The organism is Streptomyces sp. NPDC003456, assembly GCF_042878735.1.
GTDB lineage: Bacteria > Actinomycetota > Actinomycetes > Streptomycetales > Streptomycetaceae > Streptomyces.
Genome location: NZ_JBIAOK010000002.1, coordinates 906380 through 928124 on the forward strand (window position 1 = coordinate 906380; position 21745 = coordinate 928124).

General features: G+C 75.9%; 4 protein-coding genes. 3 read left to right on the plus strand and 1 reads right to left on the minus strand.

From position 1 onward, the window contains the following. The first annotated feature begins 2 nt into the window (after nucleotides 1–2). The 3 genes from ACFYWG_RS09680 (at nucleotide 3) to ACFYWG_RS09690 (ending at nucleotide 20843) form a co-directional block, all read left to right on the plus strand. Nucleotides 3–19928: a non-ribosomal peptide synthase/polyketide synthase gene (locus ACFYWG_RS09680; protein WP_389200374.1), complete on the plus strand. Its 19926-nt coding sequence runs from the start codon at nucleotides 3–5 to the stop codon at nucleotides 19926–19928. 98 nt (nucleotides 19929–20026) lie between these two features. Beyond that, nucleotides 20027–20230, plus strand: a complete 204-nt coding sequence (locus tag ACFYWG_RS09685) for an MbtH family protein (protein ID WP_376334971.1) — start codon at nucleotides 20027–20029, stop codon at nucleotides 20228–20230. 100 nt (nucleotides 20231–20330) lie between these two features. After that, a complete protein-coding gene (locus tag ACFYWG_RS09690) occupies nucleotides 20331–20843 on the plus strand; it encodes a GNAT family N-acetyltransferase (protein ID WP_376334969.1) in 513 nt (170 codons plus the stop codon). 83 nt (nucleotides 20844–20926) lie between these two features. On the opposite strand, the gene ACFYWG_RS09695 is transcribed toward ACFYWG_RS09690, so the two are convergent. Beyond that, complete coding sequence (locus tag ACFYWG_RS09695) at nucleotides 20927–21562, minus strand: hypothetical protein (protein ID WP_385421254.1); 636 nt, start codon at nucleotides 21560–21562, stop codon at nucleotides 20927–20929. Nucleotides 21563–21745 lie beyond the last annotated feature (183 nt).

The window sequence follows — 21745 nt, forward strand, 5'->3', positions numbered from 1 at the left end:
CCATGACGTCTTCGAAGCGAAACCGTGCCGAGGCCCTCCCGCAGGACCTCCAGGAAGCACTCCGCCGCCGGCTGGCCGGACGGGCCGCGGCGGGCGCCGCCGGCACCGCCCGGCAGGCCGTCCCGCGCGCCGACCGGACCCGGCCGCTGCCGCTGTCCTTCGCGCAGCAGCGCCTGTGGTTCCTCGACCGGCTGCGCCCCGGCGACCCGCGCTACAACAGCGCCGTGGCGCTGCGCCTGACCGGCGCCCTCGACCGCGCCGCACTGGCCTCCGCCCTGGAGCACGTGGTGGCGCGGCACGAGGCGCTGCGCACCACGTTCGAGGAGCACGACGGCACCCCCGCGCAGACCGTGCACCCCGCCGGGCCGCTGCCGCTGCCCCTGCGGGACCTCACGGGCGAGGCCGGGTCCGCCGTGGAGGCGGCCCTGCTCGCCGAGTACGAGCGGCCCTTCGACCTGGAGGCCGGACCGCTGCTGCGCGCCCTGCTGCTCCGGGAGGACCCCGACACGCACGTCCTGCTGCTGACGGCCCACCACATCGTCACCGACGGCTGGTCCATGGGCGTCCTGCTGGACGAGCTGTGCACCGCCTACGACGCCCTCGCCCGGGGCGCGAGCCCCGACCTCCCGCCGGTGGCCACGCAGTACCCGGACTTCGCCGTCTGGCAGCGCGAGCAGCTCTCCGGTGCCCGGCTGGAACGCCACCTGGCGCACTGGAAGGAGAAGCTGTCGGGCGCGGTCGCCCCCGAACTGCCGCTGGACCGCCCGCGCACCGGTGAGGAGTCCGGCGCGGGCGCGGTGCACACCTTCACCGTCCCCGCCGCCACCACCGCCCGCCTGAAGCAGCTCGCGGCCGACCGGCACACCACCCTGTTCACCGCGCTGGTCGCCGCCTGCCAGACCCTGCTGGCCCGCTGGTCCGGGCAGGACGACATCACCGTCGGCTCGCTCACCCCCGGGCGCGGTCGCACCGACCTGGAGCGGGCCGTCGGATTCTTCGTGAACACGGTCGCGCTGCGCACCCGCGTCGAGACGAGCGGCACCTTCCGGGACCTGCTCACCGCCGCCGCCGACACCGTCAACGACGCCTTCGCACACGGCGACACGCCGTTCGAGCGGCTGGTGGAGGCCGTCGGCGCGACCCGCGAGGCGGGCCGCAACCCCCTGTTCGACGTGATGGTCCTGCTGCACCCCGCGCCGCCCACCGCGCCCGACCCGCACGGCCTGACCGCCTCCCCGGTCGCCGTGCCCCGGAGGGCCGCCACCTTCGACCTGAGCGTCGAGTTCGTGCCCGGCGCGGACGGGCTGACCGGCCTGCTGGAGTACCGCACCGACCTCTTCGACGCCGCCACGGCCGCGCGCATGGCGGACCAGCTGCTGCGCACGCTGGAGGGCGCCGCCGCCCACCCCGACCGGCCGCTCGGCGCCCTGCCCCTGCTCTCGCCCGAGCAGGAGCGGCAGGTGACGTGCGACTGGAACGCCACCGCACGCCCGGTGCCCGAGGAGACCCTGCCCGAGCTGTTCGCCCGGCAGGCGGCGAGCACCCCGCACGCCACCGCCCTCGTCGCCGGCGACGAGCGCCTGGACCGCGCGACGCTCGACGCGCGCGCCGACCGCCTGGCCCGTCACCTGGTGGCGCGGGGAGCCGGCCCCGAACGCCTGGTCGCCCTGCGACTGCCGCGCACCGCCGACATGATCGTGGCGATCCTCGCCGTCTGGAAGGCCGGCGCCGGCTACCTGCCCCTGGATCCGGCGCTGCCCGAGGACCGGGTGCGGTTCCTGCTGGACGACGCGCGGCCCGCGCTCGTCCTCGACGAGGCCGCCCTGCGGGAGGCCGACGACTCGCACGACGGCATCACCGGCGGCCCGTCGGCGCCCCCGCACCCCGACACCACCGCCTACGTCATCTACACCTCCGGCTCCACCGGCCGCCCCAAGGGCGTCGCGGTGGCGCACCGGTCGCTGGCGAACCTGCTCGCGGGTCACCGCGAAGGGTTCGTCGCCGAGGCCGGCGGCGGGCCGCTGAACGTGGCCCTCACGGCGTCGTTCTCCTTCGACACGTCCCTGGAGGGCGTGCTGCTGATGGCCGACGGCCACCCGCTGCACCTGGTCGACGAGGCGACCCGGCTGGACGCCGCCGCGCTGGTCGAGTACGTCGTCGAGCACCGCATCGACTTCCTCGACCTCACCCCCACCTACCTGCGCCAGCTGCTGCCCGCCGGGCTGCTCACCGACCCGCGCCACCGCCCGCGCGTCCTCATGCTCGGCGGGGAGGCCGTCGGACCGGCCCTGTGGCGGGAGCTGGCGGCGCGGCAGGACGTGGCGGCGTACAACTTCTACGGGCCCACCGAGTGCACCGTCGACGCGCTGGCCTGCCGGATCGAGGGCGACAGCCGGCCGACTGTGGGCCGGCCGCTGCCCAACGTGCGCGCCTACGTCCTCGACGACCGGCTGCGGCCCGTGCCGCCCGGCGTCGGAGGCGAGCTGTACCTGGCCGGTGTGCAACTGGCCCGCGGTTACAGCGGGCGGCCGGGACTGACGGCGGCACGGTTCCTGCCCGACCCGTTCGGGCCGCCCGGCACCCGCATGTACCGCACCGGCGACCTGGCCCGCTGGAGCGCCGACGGGCGCCTGGACTACCTGGGGCGCGCCGACGACCAGGTCAAGGTGCGCGGCCACCGCATCGAGCCCGGCGAGGTCGAGGCGGCCCTGACCGACCTGCCCGAGGTCGCCGCCGCCGCGGTCGTCGCCGTCACCGACCCGCACGGCCACATCCGGCTCGCCGCCCACCTCGTCCCCGCCGACCCCGCCGCGCCGCCTGTCGCGGGCGACGTACGGTCCGCCGTACGGCGGGTGCTGCCCGACCACATGGTGCCGTCCTCCTTCACGGTGCTCGACGCGCTGCCGATGACCGTCAGCGGCAAGGTCGACCGGCGTGCCCTGCCCGCCCCCGACTTCGAGGGCGCCGAGCAGGAGCGGGAGTTCGTCGCCCCGCGCACCCCCGAGGAGGAGATCCTCGCCGGCATCTGGGCCGAGGTGCTGGGCGCCCGCCGGGTCGGCGTGACGGACAACTTCTTCGAGCTGGGCGGCGACTCCATCCTCAGCATCCAGGCCGTCTCCCGCGCCCGCGCGGCCGGGCTGCACCTGACCTCGCGGGACGTCTTCCGCCACCAGACCGTCGCCGACCTGGCCGCCGCCGCGTCCGGGCGCACCCCGCAGGTGCCCGCGCCCCGCCGCCCCGCCGAGCAGGGCCCGGCGCCGCTGACGCCCGTACAGGAGTGGTTCCTCGCCACCCACGGCCCGCTGCGCCACTTCACCATGTCGATGCTGCTCGACCTGCCGCACGACCTCGACGAGCCGGCGCTCGCCCGGGCCCTGGAGGCGCTGGCCGCCCACCACCCGGCACTGCGCACCCGCTTCGCCCGCTCGGGGGACACCTGGCTCCAGCACCCCGGCGAGGGCCCGGCCACCGGGCTGCTCACCCGCCACGACCTCTCCGGCGCCGCCGACCCGGCCGCCGAGCGCGAACGGGCCGCCGAGGCCGCCCGCGCCGCACTGGACCCGCAGACCGGCGCCCTGCTGCGCGCAGCCCTGTTCACCCGCAGCGGCGAGCGGCCCCGGCTCTTCGTGGCTGCCCACCACCTGGCCGTGGACAGCGTCTCCTGGCGCATCCTGCTCGCCGACCTGGCCGAGGCCTACCGGCAGGCCGCCGGGGGAGAGGCCATCCGGCTGGAGCCCGTCGCCACGCCGTTCACCGACTGGGCCGCGCACCTCGCGCGCCGGGTGCGCGACGGCGAGCTCGACGCGGACCTGCCGCACTGGACGGCCGAGGCCGCCGAGCCCCGCACCCCGCTGCCCGTGGACCGCCCGGGCACCCCGCTCGCCGGCTCGGTCCGCACCCTCACCACCCGCGTGGACCGCGCCACCACCGAGGCGCTGCTGCGCCGGGTGCCCGCCGTCTACCGCACCCAGGTCAACGACGTGCTGCTCGGCGCGCTCGGCCGGGTCCTCGCCGACTGGACGGGCGCCGAGCGGGTGACCGTCCTGCTGGAGGGGCACGGCCGCGAGGACGACACGCTGGACCTGTCCCGCACGGTCGGCTGGTTCACCGCCCAGTACCCCGTCACCCTCACGCCCGCCGGACCGGCCGGGGCGCCCGACTGGGGTGCCACCCTCAAGGCCGTGAAGGAGCGGCTGCGGTCCGTGCCCCGGCACGGCCTGAGCCACGACGCGCTGGCCCGCCTCGGCTCGCCCGACCCGGCCGCCCGCGCCCTGCGGGACGTGCCGCTGCCGCAGATCAGCTTCAACTACCACGGCCGGTGGGAGGCCCCCGAGGGCGGCGACTTCGCCCCGGCGGGCGAGGCACCCGGCCGCGACATCGCTCCCGACGCGCCCCTGGACCACCTGCTGGACGTCTCCGCCCTGGTCACCGACGGCGAGCTGCACCTCACCTGGCACTACAGCGACCGGGTGCACGACGAGGACACCGTCCGCGCTCTCGCCGACGGCATGACCGAGGCGCTCGCCGCGATCACCGAGCACTGCGCCCGCCCCGGCGCGGGCGGCCGCACCCCGTCCGACTTCCCGCTGGCCCGCCTCGACCAGGACCGCCTGGACCGCCTCGTCGGCGACGGCCGCGGCGTGGAGGACGTCCTGCCGCTCACCCCGCTCCAGGAGGGCATGCTCTTCCACCGGCTGGTCGGCGGCCCCGACGACGTCTACGTCGACCAGGCGGGCCTGCTGCTCGACGGCGTGACGGACCCGCACGCCCTCGCCGTCGCCTGGCAGCGCGTCACCGACCGCACGCCCGCCCTGCGCACCTGCGTGGTCTGGGAGGACGTCCCCGTGCCGCTCCAGGTCGTGCGCCGCGACGTACGGGTGCCGGTCACCCACCTCGACTGGCGCGACCTGGACGAGGCGGAACGCGCCGAGCGCCTGGCCCGGCTGCGCGCCGACGACCTGGCCCGGGGCATCGACCTGGCCGCCGCGCCCCTGATGCGGCTGACCCTGGTCCGGCTGCCCGGCGCCCGGCTGCACCTGCTGTGGACGTCCCACCACCTGATCCTGGACGGCTGGAGCCTGGCCCAGGTGCTGACCGAGGTGTGCGAGGAGTACGCGGCGCTCACCGCCGGCACCGAGCCCCGCCCGCCGCTGCGGCGCCCCTTCGGCGACTACGTGCGCTGGCTGGCCGACCAGGATCCCGACGCCGCCCGCGCCCACTGGCAGGGCGTCCTCGCCGCCTTCGCCGAACCCACCCCCCTGCCCGTCGACCGGCCCCTGCGCGAGGCCCACCGGGCCCGCTCCGCCGAGGTGCTCACGGCCGGCCTGGACACGGAGGCGTCGACCCGCCTCGCGCGCACCGCCCGCGCGGCCGGAGTCACCCTCAACACGCTCGTCCAGGGCGCCTGGGCCCTGCTGCTGTCCCGCTACGCCGCCGAGGACGACGTGGTGTTCGGCACCACCGTCTCCGGGCGGCCCGACGACCTGCCCGGCGTCGAGTCGATGGTCGGCATGTTCATCAACACCGTGCCCACCCGGGTCCGCGTCGACCCCGCCCGGACCGCCGGGGCCTGGCTGCGCGAACTGCAGGACGCCCAGGCCGAGTCGAGACGGTTCGCCGCCGCCTCCCTCGCCGAGCTGACCCAGCTCAGCGACGTGCCGTCCGGCAGCCCGCTCTTCCACAGCATGGTCGCCTTCGAGAACTACCCCTTCGACGAGGCCCGCACGGCCGGGTCCGGGATCCGCCTGGCCGAGGTGACCTCCCGCGACGCCACCAACTACCCGCTCGTCCTGCGCGCCTACCACGGCGAACGCCTCGGCTTCGACCTCGCCTACGATCCCGACCTCTTCGACGAGGCGACCGTCCGCGCGCTCGCCGGCCGGCTGTGCCTGCTCCTCACCGGACTGGCCGACGGCACCGACCGGCCGCTGCGCGCCCTGGCCTGGACGACGGCCGAGGAACGGCACCGCATCCTCACCGACTGGAACGGCACCGAGTCCGGCCGTCCTGCCGAGACCCTGGTGGACCTGTTCGAGGCGCAGGCCGCCCGCACCCCCGCCACCACCGCCGTCACCTGCGGCACCGAGCACCTGGACTACGCGACCCTCGACGCCCGCGCCGGCCGCCTCGCCCACCGGCTCGCCGAACTCGGCGCCGGACCCGAGCGGTTCGTCGCCCTCGCCCTGCCCCGCTCCACCGACCAGGTCGTCGCGGTCCTCGCCGTGCTGAAGACCGGCGCGGCCTACCTGCCGATCGACCCGGCCTCACCCGCCGAACGCATCGCCCACCTCCTCGCCGACGCCACCCCCGTCACCCTGGTCACCACCCGCGACACCGCGGCCCGCGTCGACGGCGCCGGTGTGCCCGTCGTCCTGCTCGACGCCCCGGACGAGGAGGCCGACCTCGCCCGCCGCCCGGCCACGGGACCCGCAACGGCCCGCCGCCCCCTCCCGGAGAGCCCCGCCTACGCCATCTACACCTCCGGCTCCACCGGCCGCCCCAAGGGCGTGGTGATCCCGCACGCCAACGTGGTGCGGCTGTTCACCCGCACCCGCCCGTGGTTCGGCTTCGGCCCGGACGACGTGTGGACGCTGTTCCACTCCTACGCGTTCGACTTCTCCGTGTGGGAGCTGTGGGGCCCCCTGCTGCACGGGGGCCGGCTCGTCGTCGTGCCCGACGAGACCGCCCGCTCCCCGGAGGACTTCCTGCGGCTGCTGGCCGACGAAGGGGTCACCGTCCTCAACCAGACGCCCTCGGCGTTCTACCCGCTCGTCCGGGCCGACGCCGAACACCCCGGCACCGGGGCCCGCCTCGCCCTGCGCACCGTGATCTTCGGCGGTGAGGCCCTGGACGTCGGCCGGCTGGCCGACTGGTGGGCCCGCCACCCCGCCGACACCCCGCGCCTGGTGAACATGTACGGCATCACCGAGACCACCGTGCACGTCACCCACGCCCCGCTCGACCCCGCCACCGCCGCCCGCGGCCCCGCCGGCCCCATCGGCGTCGGCATACCCGACCTCCGGGTGTACGTGCTCGACGCGGACCTGGCACCCCTGCCGCCGGGCGCGACCGGCGAGCTGTACGTGGCGGGTGAGGGCCTGGCCCGCGGCTACCTGGGCCGACCCGGCCTGACCGCGACCCGGTTCCTCGCCGACCCGTTCGGCCCGGCCGGCAGCCGCATGTACCGCACCGGCGACCGGGCGAAGTGGCGGCCCGACGGCACCCTGGAGTACCTGGGGCGCGCGGACGCCCAGGTGAAGATCCGCGGCTACCGCATCGAGCCCGGCGAGATCGAGGCCGCCCTGCACGCCCACCCCGCTGTCGCCGACACCGCCGTCGGCGTGTTCGAGGACACCTCCGGCACCCGCCGGCTGGTCGCGCACGTCGTCGGCGCCGGCGGCGACACACCCCCGGCGGCCGAGCTGCGCGCCCACCTGGAGCGGCTGCTGCCCGCCCACATGGTGCCCGCCGCCTACGTCCCGATGGACGCGCTCCCGCTCACCGTCAACGGAAAGCTCGACCGGCGCGCCCTGCCCGCCCCCACGGCGGACGGCTACGCCGCCGACACCGACCGGACCGCACCGCGCACCCCCGCCGAACGGGCCGTCGCCGCCGCCTGGTCGGACGTCCTCGGGATCGAGGAGGTGCACGCCGGGGACGACTTCTTCGCGCTCGGCGGCGACTCCATCCTCGCCGTCCGCGTCACCGCCCGGCTGCGCACCGCGTTCGGGCCCGACGTCTCCCCGCGGCTGCTCTTCACCCACAGCACGGTGTCCGCGCTCGCCGCCGAACTGGGCGACCCGGGCGGCGACCCCTGCGCACCGCCGGCCGACGCCATCCCGGTGACCGCGCCGCAGACCCCGGCGCCGCTGTCGTACGCCCAGCAACGCCTGTGGTTCCTCGACCGGTTCGAGCCCGGCAGCACCGAGTACACGACCCTGTCCGTGCTGCGCCTGCGCGGCCCGCTCGACGAGCGGGCCCTGCGCACCGCGCTGGACGGCCTCGTCGCCCGCCACGAGGCCCTGCGCACCACCTTCGCCGAACAGGACGGACAGCCACGGCAGTCGGTGCACCCACCGCACCCGGCCGCCCTCACCGTGGACGACCTCACCGCCGCCCCCGACCCGCGCGCCGCGCTGGACGAGCTGCTGGAGCGCGAGGCCGCCACGCCCTTCGACCTGGCGGCCGGGCCGCTGCTGCGCGCCCGCCTGGCCCGCACGGCGGACGACGAGCACGTGCTGGCCCTCGCGGTCCACCACATCGTCACCGACGGCTGGTCGCTCGGCGTCCTCGGCCGCGACCTGGGCGAGCTGTACGCCGCCGCCCGCGAAGGCCGCCGCCCCGAACTCCCCGAGCTGCCCGTCCGGTACGCGGACCACGCCGCCTGGCAACGCGCCCGCACCGACCAGGTCGAGCGCCAACTCGCCCACTGGCGCGAGCAGCTGGCCGGCGTCCCGCCGCTGGAGCTGCCCACCGACCGGCCGCGCCCCGCCGTACGCACCCGCGACGGCGCGCTCGTCACCTTCACCCTGCCCGCCGAGCTGACCGACCGGCTGCGCGCACAGGGCCGGGAGGCCGACGCCACCCTCTACATGACCCTGCTCACCGCGTGCACGGTGCTGCTGTCCCGCTGGGCCGACCAGGACGACTTCGCCGTCGGCACCGTCACCGCGGGCCGCGAGCGGCCCGAACTGCACGACGTCGTCGGCATGTTCGTCAACACGCTGGTGCTGCGCAACGAGGTCCGCCCCGGCACGTCGTTCCGCGCTCTGCTCCAGCAGGTGCGCGGCACCGTCCTGGACGCGTTCGCCCACCAGGACGTGCCCTTCGAACGGCTGGTGGACGCCCTCCAGCCCGAACGTGACACCAGCCGCACCCCGCTGTTCCAGGTCATGGTCGCCCTGCACAACCTGGGCGCCCAAGCCCCCGCGCTGCCGGGCCTGGAGGCCGAACCGGTCCTGCCGCCGGTCCGGCACGCCACCTTCGACCTGGCCTTCGACTTCGTCGAGAGCGACGGCGGCGTCACCGGCCATCTGGAGTACGACACCGGCCTGTTCGACGAGCACACCGTCCGCCGCCTGGCCGCCCGTCTCCGCCTGCTGCTGGAAGCGGCGGCGCGGAACCCCGACCGCGACGTGCGGGCGCTGGAGCTGATGACCCCCGAGGAGCGGCGGCAGGTCCTGCACGACGGGCAGGGAGCGCGCCTCACCGTCCCGGACACCACCTTCCCCGCCCTGTTCGAGGCCCAGGCCGCCCGCACCCCGCGCGCCACCGCGCTGGTGGCCCGGGACGCCACCCTCGACTTCGCCGCCCTGAACGAGCGCGCCAACCGGCTCGCCCACCACCTGCTGGCCCGGGGCGCCGGCCCCGAGCGGGTGGCCGCGGTCCGGCTGCCGCGCACCTGCGAGCTGATGGTGGCGGTCCTCGCCGTCGCCAAGGCCGGCGCCACCCTGCTGTACCTCGACCCCGACCTGCCCGCCGCACGCGCCGCCGGGCTCCTCGAGGACGCCGCCCCGCACACCGTGCTCACCGCCGACGCGCTGGCCGTCGTCCCCTGGGACCGGCTGCCCGCCCACGACCCCACCGACCAGGACCGCCCGGCCCCGCTGCGCCCCGACCACGCCGCCTACATCGTCTACACCTCGGGCTCCACGGGCCGCCCCAAGGGCGTCGTCGTGGAACACCGCCACCTGGTCAACCTCTGCCTCGACCACCGCGACGGCCTCGTCGCCCCGCACACCGCGGACGGGCAGCGGCTGCGCGCCGCGCTCAGCGCCTCCTTCTCCTTCGACACCTCCTGGGAGGGGCCGCTGCTGCTCGCCCTCGGCCAGGAGGTCCACCTCGTCGACGACGACGTACGCCTGGACCCCGAGGCGTTCTGCGCGCAGATCACCGAACGGCGCCTCGACCTGGTCAACGTCACCCCGTCGTTCCTGCGCGAACTGCTCGCCGCCGGACTCCTCGCACCCGGCCGCCACCACCCCCGCGTCCTGCTCGTCGGCGGCGAGGCGACGGGCCCCGGCACCTGGCGCGAGCTGTGCGCCGCAGCCGCACTCGGCGTCACCGCCTACAACATGTACGGCCCCACGGAGTGCACCGTCGACGCCACCTACGGGCGCGTCACCGACCACCCCGGCCGGCCGGTCGTCGGACGGCCCGGCGCCAATCTGCGCGCCTACGTCCTCGACGCGACCCTGCGCCCGGTGCCGCCCGGCACGCCCGGCGAGCTGTACCTCGCCGGCGCGCAGATCGCCCGCGGCTACCTGGGCCGCCCCGGCCTGACCGCCGGGCGGTTCCTCGCCAACCCGTTCGGCGCGCCGGGGGAGCGGATGTACCGCACCGGAGACCGCGCGCGCCGCGACGAACGGGGGGTGCTGGAGTTCCTCGGCCGCGCCGACGAACAGATCAAGATCCGCGGGTTCCGCATCGAGCCCGGCGAGGTCGAGGCCGCGCTGCTCGCCCACCCGGACGTCGCCGACGCCGTCGTCACGGCACGCGACCACGCGGGTCGGCTGATGCTCGTGGCGTACCTGGTGCCCACCGGGGACACCGCCCCGAGCGCCGACGAGCTGCGCCTGGCGCTGCGGCGCACCCTGCCGGACCACATGGTGCCGGCGGCGTTCGTGCCGCTGACCCGCATCCCCCGCACCACCAGCGGCAAGACCGACCGGCGCGCCCTGCCCGCCCCGCCCGCGCAGCCCGGCACCACCGCCACGTACGTCGCCCCCCGCCCCGGCACCGAAGAGACACTGGCCGGGATCTGGGCGGACGTCCTGCGCGTCGAACGGGTGGGCGCGCGCGACAACTTCTTCGCGCTCGGCGGCGACTCGATCCTCAGCATCCAGATCGTCTCCCGGGCCCGCCGGGCCGGACTCGCCCTGACCACCAAGGACGTCTTCCGCCACCAGACGGTCGCCGAACTCGCCCTGCGCGTCACCGAGTCGGCGCCGGTCACCACCGACACCACGGCCCCCGCCGAGGCGCCGCTCACCCCCATTCAGCACTGGTACCTCGACGGCCGCCGCCCCGGCGACCCGCTGCGCTTCACCATGTCGCAGCGCCTCGAACTCGCCCCCGGGACCGACCTGCCGGCCCTGTCCACCGCCGTCGACGCCCTCGTACGCCACCACCCGGCGCTGCGCACCCGCTTCCGGCGCACCGAGGACGGCTGGCGCCAGGAGGTCCTGCCCGCTGCGCAGGACGGCATCGTCGCCCACCACGACGTGACCGGCCTGGACGGCCCCGCACTGGACGCCGAGGCAGCCCGCCTCGCGGACGAGGCCCGCACCTGCCTCGACCCCACCGAAGGCCGGGTGGCGCGCGTCCTGGTCCTCGACCGCGGCCCGCACGTGCCCGCCCAACTGCTCTTCATCGTGCACCACTTGGCCGTCGACGGTGTCTCCTGGCGGATCCTGCTGGCCGACCTGGAGACCGCATACCGGCAGGCCGCCGCCGGACATCCCGTCGAGCTGCCCCCGGCCACCACCGCGTACGGCCACTGGGCGGCCCGGCTGGAGGCCCACACCCGCTCCGGCGCCCTGGACGGCGACCTGGACCACTGGCAGCGCACCACCGAGGCCCCCGCCGACCTGCCCGCGGGACGGCCCGGCCCCAACACCCACCGCTCAGCCGCCACGATCACCGTGGCACTGGAACCGGAGACCACCGAGGCGCTGCTGCGGCACGTCCCGGAGGTCTACCGCACCCAGGTGAACGACGTCCTGCTCAGCGCCCTCGGCCGCACCCTGGCCCGCTGGTGCGAGCGCGACAGCGTCCTGGTCGGCGTGGAGGGCCACGGCCGCGAGGAGCTCTTCGACGACCTGGACCTGTCCCGCACGGTCGGCTGGTTCACCGCCGAGTTCCCCCTCGCGCTGACCGTCGACCCCGACGCCGGCTGGCACGACACCCTGCGCTCGGTCAAGGAGCAGCTGCGCGCGGTGCCCCTGCACGGCCTGAGCCACGGCGCGCTGCGCCACCTGCTGCCCGACAACCCGCTGGCCGGCGCCCCGGCGCCCCAGGTCGGCTTCAACTACCACGGCCGGTGGGACGCCGACGGCGGCGGCAGCGGCCTGTACGGCGCAGCCCTGCCCCCGGCAGGCTCCGACACCGACCCCGACGCCCCCCGGCCCTACCTGCTGGACATCACCGGAGTGGTCCAGGACGGCCGGCTCGAACTCGGCTGGACCTATCCGCCGGGTGTCTACGACGCCTCCACCGTCCGGGCCCTCGCGGAGGAGATGTGCGCCGGGCTGCGCGAGATCGCGGCGCACTGCGCCCGCCCGGACGCGGGCGGCCGCACCCCGTCGGACTTCCCGCTCGCCGGGCTCGGCCAGAGCGAACTGGACCGCCTGGTGGGCGACGGCCGGCACGTGGCCGACGTGCTGCCGCTGACACCGCTGCAGGCCGGCATGCTCTTCCACGGCCTGGTCGACACGGCCGGCGCCTACGCGGACCGGGTGGCCGTGCGCCTGTCCGGGGTGAGCGACCCGCGGGGCTTCGCCGCCGCCTGGCAACAGGTCGCCGACCGCACCGAGGCCCTGCGCACCAGCGTCCACTGGCGGGGCCTGCCGCACCCCGTGCAGGTCGTGCACCGGCGCGTGGAGCTGCCCGTCACCCACCTGGACTGGCGCGGCCTCACCCCCGAGGAGCGCGCGGAGGCCACCGGGGAGCTCCTGGCCGCCGACCGTGCGGCGGGCACGGACCTGACCACCGCACCGCTCACCCGCATCACCCTGGCCGCGCTGCCCGGCGACGAGATCCTGCTGCTGTGGTCCTCCCACCACCTGATCCTGGACGGCTGGAGCACCGGACAGCTGCTCACCGAGGTGTGCGAGCGCTACGCCGCCCTCGCCGGCGGCCGGGCGGCCCCCGCGCCGGTCCGGCGCCCGTTCGCGGACTTCCTGCGCTGGCTGCACGACCAGGACGAGACCGCCGCCGAGGCCCACTGGGCCGAGACCCTCGCCGGGTTCACGGACCGCACCCCGCTGCCGTACGACCGCACGCCGGCCGAGGAGCACCGCGCCCGCGCCGCCGCCGTGACCGGCCGGCGGCTGGACGAGGACCTGTCGGCACGGCTGCGGCAGGGCGCCGCCCGGGCCGGGCTCACGGTGAACACCGTGATCGAGGGCGCCTGGGCGCTGCTCCTGGCCCGCCACAGCGGCCGCGACGACGTCGTGTTCGGCACCACCGTCTCCGGGCGCCCCGCCGAACTGCCCGGCGTGGAGTCGATGATCGGCATATTCATCAACACCGTGCCCACCCGCGTCCGTGTCACGGGCGGGGGAGCGGCGTCCTGGCTGCGCGAGGTGCAGGACCGCCAGAGCGACACCCGGCGCTTCGACTTCCTCGCCCTGCCCCGCATCCAGGCCCTGAGCGACACCCCGGCCGGCGAGGCCCTGTTCGACAGCATGGTGGTGTTCGAGAACTACCCCGTCGACGAGTCCGCCGCGGCCCGCACGGGCGTGCACGTGGAAGAGGTGCGCGCCGAGGACGCGCCCACCTTCCCGCTGTGCCTGCGCGCCCACCTCGGCGACCGTCTCGGCCTCGACCTCGCCTACGACGACGGCCTGTTCGACGCGGACACCGCCGAACGCCTCGCGGACCGCCTCGCGGTCGTCCTGCGCGCCCTCGCCGACGCCCTGGAGACCGGCGCCGACGTCACCGGCACGGAGGTGCTGACCGAGGCCGACCACGCCCTGCTGGACCGGTGGGGCACCACCGCCCGCCGGACCGAACCGGGCAGTCCCGTCGACCTGTTCGCCGCGCAGGCCCGCCGTACCCCCGAGGCACCCGCGCTGCGCGACGGCGACACCGAGCTGACGTACCGCCAACTGGACCGGTGGTCCGACGCCGTGGCCTCCCGGCTCCTCGCCGACGGACTGCGGGCCGAGGACCGGGTGGCCCTGCTGATGGACCGCGGCGCCGCACTCGTCGCCGCCCAGCTCGCCGTCCTCAAGGCGGGCGGCGCCTACGTGCCCGTGGACGCCCGCGCCCCCGAGGACCGGCGCCGCACGCTGATCGCACGCGCGGGCGCGACCGTCCAGTTGTCCGCCGCGGACGTCACCGCCGCCCGTACCCCCGTGCCGGACGCGCCCGCCGCCGCACCCGCGGACCCCGACCGGCTCGCCTACGTGATGTTCACCTCCGGGTCGACCGGCGAACCGAAGGCGGTCGCCGTGCGCCACCGCGACGTGGCCGCCCTCGCCACCGACAGCCGCTTCACCGGCGGTGTGTGCGAACGGGTGCTGCTGCACTCCCCGGTGGCCTTCGACGCCGCCACCTTCGAGGTCTGGGCACCGCTGCTCACCGGCGGCTGCGTCGTCGTGGCACCCCCGCAGCCGCTGGACGCCGCGCTGCTGCGGCGCCTGGTCCGCGACACCGCCCTGAGCACGCTGTGGCTGACCGCAGGGCTCTTCCGGCTGCTGGCGCAGGACGCGCCGGACTGCTTCACCGGGCTGCGCCAGGTGTGGACCGGCGGCGACGTGGTGCCCGCCGCGGCCGTACGCCGCGTGCTGGCCGCCTGCCCGGGCCTGACCGTCGTCGACGGCTACGGGCCCACCGAGACGACGACGTTCGCCACGTCGTTCGCGCTCACCGACGCGGCGGCCGTCCCCGACACGGTGCCCATCGGCCGCCCGCTCGACGACATGCGCGTCCACGTCCTCGACGCCCGGATGCGGCCGGTGCCGCCGGGCTGCCCGGGCGAGCTGTACCTCGCCGGCGAAGGCGTGGCCCGCGGCTACCTGGGCCGTCCCGGCGACACCGCGGCGCGCTTCCCGGCCGACCCGGCGGGCCCGCCCGGCAGCCGCATGTACCGCACCGGCGACCTGGCCCGCCGCCGCCCCGACGGCACCGTGGAATTCCTCGGCCGCGCCGACGACCAGGTGAAGATCCGCGGTTTCCGCGTCGAACCGGGCGAGGTCGAGGCGGTCCTCGCGGGCCACCCCGGCGTCACCGACGTGACGGTGCTGGCCCGCGAGGACCGGCCCGGCAGCCGCCGCCTGGTGGCCTACGTGGTCGGCACCGACGACGTCGAGGCCCTGCGCGAGTGCGCCCGAGGCTCCCTGCCGGACTACCTCGTGCCGTCGGCGTTCGTCGTCCTGCCCGCCCTGCCGCTCAGCCGCAACGGCAAGGTCGACCGGGCGGCGCTCCCGGCGCCCGAGCCCGCCGCCGGAGCGTCGCAGGACGCGCCGGCCGAGCCGCGCACCGACGCGGAGCGCCGCACCGTGGAGATCTTCGCCGACGTCCTGGCCGGGCCGCGTCCCGGCGTGCGGGACGACTTCTTCCAGCTGGGCGGTGACTCGATCCTGAGCATCCGGCTGGCAGTCCGCCTGTCCGAGGCGTTCGGCACCGACCTGTCCCCGCGCGCGGTGTTCACCCACCCGACCCCGCAGGCCCTCGCCGCCCTGCTCACCGAGGAACGCAACGGCGGTCCCGCGCCCGCCGCGATCGTGCCCGTCAGCCGCGACACGCCCGCCCCGATGTCGTACGCCCAGCAACGGCTGTGGTTCCTTGAGGAGTTCGCCCCGGGCAGCGGCGAGTACGTCACCGCGCTGGCCCTGCGGCTGCGCGGCCGGCTCGACGTACCCGCCCTCACGGCGGCGCTGCGCGCCCTGGTCGAGCGGCACGAGGCGCTGCGCACCACCTTCGACGCGGTCGACGGCCACGGCGTGCAGATCGTCCACCCGGCCGGGGACGTGCCGCTGACCCTGCACGACGTGTCCACCCTGCCGGGCGGCGCACGCGACGCCCGGCTGGCGGACCTGCTGGACGCCGAGCGCGCCCGCACCTTCGACCTGCGGCGCGGCCCGCTGCTGCACACAGGGCTGATCAGGATCGCGGACGACGAACACGTCCTGACCCTCACCCTGCACCACATCGTCACCGACGGCTGGTCCACCGGTGTGCTCACCGGCGACCTCGCCCACTTCTACCGCGCCGCACTCGGCGCGGCGGCGGGCGAGCTGCCGCCGTTGCCGGTGCAGTACGCCGACCACGCCCACTGGCAGCGCGGGCGCGGCACCGGCGACCACCTCGCGTACTGGAAGGAGCACCTGGCCGGGCTGGAGACGCTGGACCTGCCCACCGACCGGCCCCGTCCGCCGGTACGCACCCACCACGGCGCCTCCGTACGGCTCGTGCTGCCCCGCGACACCACCCGGCGCCTCGCCCGGGTGGGCCGCGACCGGCAGGCCACCCTCTTCACCACACTGGTCGCCGCCGCCCAGGCCTACCTGGCCCGCCTGACCGGCGGCGAGGACATCACCGTCGGCACGGTCACCTCCGGCCGCGACCGCGCCGAGGTGCAGCACCTCGTCGGATTCTTCGTCAACACCCTCGTCCTGCGCTCCCGCGTCGAACCCGGCCGCCCGTTCCCCGAGTTCCTCGACGAGGTCCGCGGGACCGTCCTGGACGCCTTCGCCCACCAGGAGGCCCCGTTCGAGCAGGTCGTGGACGAGGTGCAGCCGGTCCGCGACACCAGCCGCACCCCGCTGTTCCAGGTCATGGTGGTCCTCCAGAACGCCCCGGCCGCCGCCCTCGACCTGCCCGGCCTGGAGGTCACCGACGTCGACACCGAGCTGCGGCACGCCGCGTTCGACCTCACCCTGGAGTTCGCCGAGACCGCCACCGGCGAACTGCACGGAGTGCTCACCTACAACACCGACCTGTTCGAGGCGGCCACCGCCGCGCGCATGGCCGATCAGCTCGCCACCCTCCTGACCGCCGTCGCCGACGACCCGGACCGGCCCCTGGGCGCCCTGCCCCTGGCCACGGACGAGACGCTGAAGGCCGTGCTCGAGCAGGGCCGCGGCACCGCCCGGCCGGTCCCGGCGGCGACCCTGCCGGAGCTGTTCCAGAGGCAGGCCGCGCACACCCCCGACGCCGTGGCCCTGGCCGACGCCGACGGCCGGGAGATGACGTACGCGCACGTCGAACGCGCCGCCAACCGGCTGGCGCACCGGCTCATCGCGCAGGGCGTGGGACCCGAGCGGATCGTGGCACTGGCCCTGCCCCGCGGCGCCGAGACGGTCGTGGCGCAGCTCGCGGTCACCAAGGCCGGCGGCGCCTTCCTGCCCGTCGACCCGGACTACCCGCGACAGCGCCGGGAGTTCATGCTGCGCGACTCCGGGGCCTGGCTCGTCCTGGACGACCTCGCGAGCGTACGGGACGCGGACGGCCCGGACACCGCGCCCACGGACGCCGACCGCACGGCCCCGCTGACCGTCGACCACCCGGCGTACGTGATCTACACGTCCGGCTCCACCGGCACCCCGAAGGGCGTGACGGTGACGCACCGCGGCCTGGCCGCCTTCGCCGCGGGAGCCGCCGACCGCTACGCCGCGGGCCCCGGCGACCGGGTCCTGCAGTTCGCCTCACCCAGCTTCGACGCCTCGGTGCTGGAGCTGTGCGTGTCCCTGCTCAGCGGCGCCACCCTGCTCACCGGGGAGGAGGGCCCCCTGGTCGGCGAACGCCTCGCGCAGGTGCTCACCGAGCGGCGGGTCAGCCACACGCTGATCCCGCCCGCCGCCCTCGCGACGGTCGACCCCGCGACGTCCGACGCCCTGCCGCACCTGCGCACCCTCATCGTCGGCGCCGAGGCCTGCCCGGCCCACCTCGTCGAACGGTGGGCGCCCGGCCGGCGGATGATCAACTCCTACGGCCCGACCGAGGCGACCGTCGTCGCCACCTGGACCGGCCCGCTCACCCCGGGCACGGGCGCCCCGCCCATCGGCCGCCCGGCCGGCGCCACCCGGGTCCGCGTCCTCGACGCCGCCCTGCGCCCCGTCCCGCCCGGCGTCACCGGCGACCTCTACATATCCGGTCCCGGGCTGGCCCGCGGCTACCTCGGCCGGCCCGGCCTGACCGCCGCCCGGTTCGTCGCCGACCCCTTCGGCGCCCCCGGGGAGCGGATGTACCGCACCGGCGACCTGGCCCGCTGGGACGCGAGCGGCGAACTGCGCTTCGCGGGACGCGCCGACGCCCAGCTCAAGCTGCGCGGCTTCCGCATCGAGCCCGGCGAGATCGAGAGCGCCCTGCGCGGCAGCCCGCTGGTGCGCGACGCGGTGGTCACCGTGCGCGCCGGCGGCGGCGACCCCGACGGCCGCTCCGGCGCACGGCTGGTCGCCCACGTCGTCCCCGCCGACGGCACCCCCGAGGCACTGCCGGTGGCGCACCTGCGCGACCACCTGGCCGGATCGCTCCCGCCGTACATGATCCCGTCGGCGTTCGTGCCGCTGGCACACCTGCCCCTCACCCCGAACGGCAAGACCGACCGCAGCGCGCTCCCCGAACCGGGGCCCACCCACACCGCCACCGGACCCCACACGCCACCGCGCACCGACACCGAACGCCGCATCGCCCGCATCTGGGCCGACGTCCTCGGCGTGGCCGAGGTCGGGGCGCACGACAACTTCTTCCACCTGGGCGGTGACTCGATCCTCAGCATGCAGGTCGTCTCACGGCTGCGGCGCGACGGGCTGCACCTGACGACCCGTGACCTGTTCACCCACCAGACCCTCGCCGAACTGGCCGGTGCGGTCACCGCCGCGCCCCGGCACACCGGCGACCGGGCGGTGAGCGGAGAGGTGCCGCTCACCCCGATCCAGGAATGGTTCCTGACCGGCCCGCGCGCCAGCCACACCCACTTCAACCAGTCCCTGCTGGTGGAACTCGCCCCCGGCGTGGACGTCACCGCCCTCGAAGCGGCCCTCGACGCCCTGCTCGACCACCACGACGCCCTGCGCATGCGCTTCACCGCCGGCCAGGAGGGCTGGCGCCAGTACAACCCGCCGGCGGCCGACACCGACCGCGCGGGGCTCCTGACCCGCCACGACCTCGGCGGCCTGACCTCCACCGACGCCGACGCGGCGATGGAGAAGACCGCCGACCACCTGCACACCGGCTTCGACCTCGCGCGCGGCCCGCTGCTGCGGGCGGCCCTGTTCACCGGCGCCGCGGACCGGCCCGACTTCCTCCTCCTGGTCGCCCACCACCTGGTCGTGGACGCCGTATCCTGGCGCATCCTGCGCGACGACCTGGAAGCCGCCTACCGGCAGGCCGCCCAGGGCGAACCGGTCTCCCTCGGGGAACGCACCACGTCCTTCCGCGACTGGGCGCGCGGCCTCGCCGCCCACGTCGCGGCCGGCGCCCTCGACCACGAACTGCCGTACTGGGAGAAGGCGGTGAACGCCGAACCGCTCCCGGCCGAAACGCCCGCCGGGCCCGACACGGGCCCCGTCGACACCCTCACCGTCGACATCGACGAGGAGGACACCGAGGCGCTGCTGCGCGCCGCGCCGACCGCCTACCGCACCCGCGTCAACGACGTGCTGCTGGCCGCCCTCGCCCTCGCCCTGGCCCGCTGGACCGGCCACGAGGAGGTCCGCCTGGACCTGGAGGGACACGGCCGGGAGGACGTCCTCGACGGCGTCGACCTGACGCGCACGGTCGGCTGGTTCACCACCGTCCACCCCGTCGCCCTCCGGGTCTGCGAACCCGCGGACCTCGACCCGGGCCGCGACTGGCGGACACTGGTGAAGTCGGTGCGCCGCCAGCTGCGTGCCGTACCCGGCAACGGCCTCGGCTTCGGCGCCCTGCGCACCTTCGGACCGCCCGAGGTGCGTGAACGCCTCGGCCGCGCCGCCCACGGACAGGTCGTCTTCAACTACCTCGGACAGTGGGACGCCCGTCCGGAGACCCCCGGCGACGGCCTCGTCCGCGCCGAGCACGGCTCGTTCGGCCGCCACCACGACCCGCGCGACCACGGCTCCCACCCGCTGGAGATCGTCGGCGCCGTGCAGCGCGGCCGGCTGTCCTTCACCTGGCACCACCGGCCGGCCCTGCACGCCACCGACACGGTGCGCCGGGTCGCCGAGGACTTCGCCCGGGCGCTGCGGCACATCGCCCACCACGCCCGCGACCGCCGGTGACGCCCCGCCCCGTGGGCCGCGCCCCACCGCCGGCACCCCCTGACCGCCTCCTCCCGAACCGACCACCGTCACCGAACCAGAGAGCGAGACCCACCGACATGGACGAGAACACCCGCTACCAGGTGCTGCGCAACGACGAGGACCAGTACTCGCTGTGGCCCGCCGACGTCGAGGTGCCCGCCGGCTGGCAGCCCGTCGGCAAGGAGGGCACCGAGGCCGAGTGCACCGCCTACGTCGACGAGGTCTGGACCGACATGCGCCCGCGCAGCCTGCGTGAGCGCATGGAGAACGCCGAAGCCTGACACACCCGCGGAACCGTGCCGGACCGGGCCCGGGGCGCCTCGTCAGGAGGCTCCCCGGCCCGGCCCCGCCCGCCTGCCCGCACACCCCGAAGGAGCCCGCATGACACCGGTCCTGCACACCGAACGACTCACCTTCCGCCCCTACCGACCCGAGGACGAGGACCACTTCGTGGAGCTCCTGCGCGACGAGGAGGTCTGCCGCTGGATGGGCCAGGACCGCGTGCCCGAGGCGGACATCCGCACGCTGTTCCGGGCGATCCTCACCGACGTCTATCCGAAGCGGATGTTCGACGTGTGGGGGCTCTGGCAGGAGCAGCAGTTCGTCGGGCACGCGGAGGTCAAGAAGACCGGCAACGTCGACGGACACGAACTGGTCGCCGCGCTGGCCCCGCCGTACTGGGGCCGGGGCCTGGGCACGGAGGTGGTCCGCGGCCTGCTGCGCCACGCTGCGGACAACCTCGGCCTGAAGGAGGCCTGGGGCATGGTCGGCGCCGACAACACGGCGAGCCTGGAGATGTGCCGCCGCCTGGGCTTCCGGCACGTGCGCGACGTGGTCGGCGACGACGGCAAGGTCACCAAGGTGGTGGTGGTCTCCACGACGGAACGGGACTGACCGAGCGGCCGCCCGCCGCCGGCACCGGCCGGTGCGGGCAGCGGGTGGCCGCCGGCGCGAGGTCCGCGGCGGGACCGCCCGGCTCAGGGCGTGAAGACCTGCTCCAGCCGGTCGATGGCTCCGTCGGAGCCGAGGTGGTAGCGGAAGACGAGACCGCTGTCGGGGTGGGCCTCCAGCCAGTCGATGAACTTCTGCACGCTGATGGGCTGGTTCTCGGTGCTCGCCACGATGGGATCGGTGACGGTCACGTACGCGGCGTCGTTCAGGGGCAGGTATGTCTCCTTGCCGACCGTCTCGAAGGGTGCGCCGTCGGAGTCGGGGGTGCCGCACCCCCAGTTGCCGTGGCGGAAGATCAGACTCAGGGAACCGCCCTCGGGCGTGTAGCGGTACACCGCGATCTCGTCCGGCGAGATCGGCATCTTGTGGTCGCAGCCGTCGTCCGCACCCCCGGCGCCCGCGGAGGCCGTCGAGCCGGGGGAGGAGGCCGCGGGGGTGCCCGCCGGGGGAGGGGACACCTTGCCCCCTGCCGACGGCGAGGCCTTCCCCGCGGGCAGCGCCTGCGGGGAGGAGGCCGCGGCGGTGGCCTTCTTGCTCTGCGCCGGCGAGGAGGTGACGGTGGACGACGCCTCCTTGCCGTCCGCGCCGGGTGCGTCGGGGGAGCAGCCGGTGAGCGCCGCGGTGCCGGCCAGGCAGGCGGCCAGCGCGAGCGTCCGGATCATCCTCGGTCTGGAGCGGCGTGTGATCATCACGATGTGTCCCCCGTCGTCGTGGCGGCGACTCCTGCGTGTCCGCCTCGGTCGGGCGATCATATTCAGCCACCCGTGCGGCTGCTTCGGCTCTGGCGTCATCTGTTGCCGATCGGTGACGGTAATCAGCCCTCCGTGAGACGTGTGCGGGTGCGC

What these genes read in the sequence shown, in the direction of transcription:
- ACFYWG_RS09690 (WP_376334969.1), top strand. Translation starts at nt 20,331, where the DNA reads ATGACACCGGTCCTGCACACCGAACGACTCACCTTCCGCCCCTACCGA.
- ACFYWG_RS09685 (WP_376334971.1), top strand. Translation starts at nt 20,027, where the DNA reads ATGGACGAGAACACCCGCTACCAGGTGCTGCGCAACGACGAGGACCAG.
- ACFYWG_RS09695 (WP_385421254.1), bottom strand. Translation starts at nt 21,562, where the DNA reads ATGATCCGGACGCTCGCGCTGGCCGCCTGCCTGGCCGGCACCGCGGCG.
- ACFYWG_RS09680 (WP_389200374.1), top strand. Translation starts at nt 3, where the DNA reads ATGACGTCTTCGAAGCGAAACCGTGCCGAGGCCCTCCCGCAGGACCTC.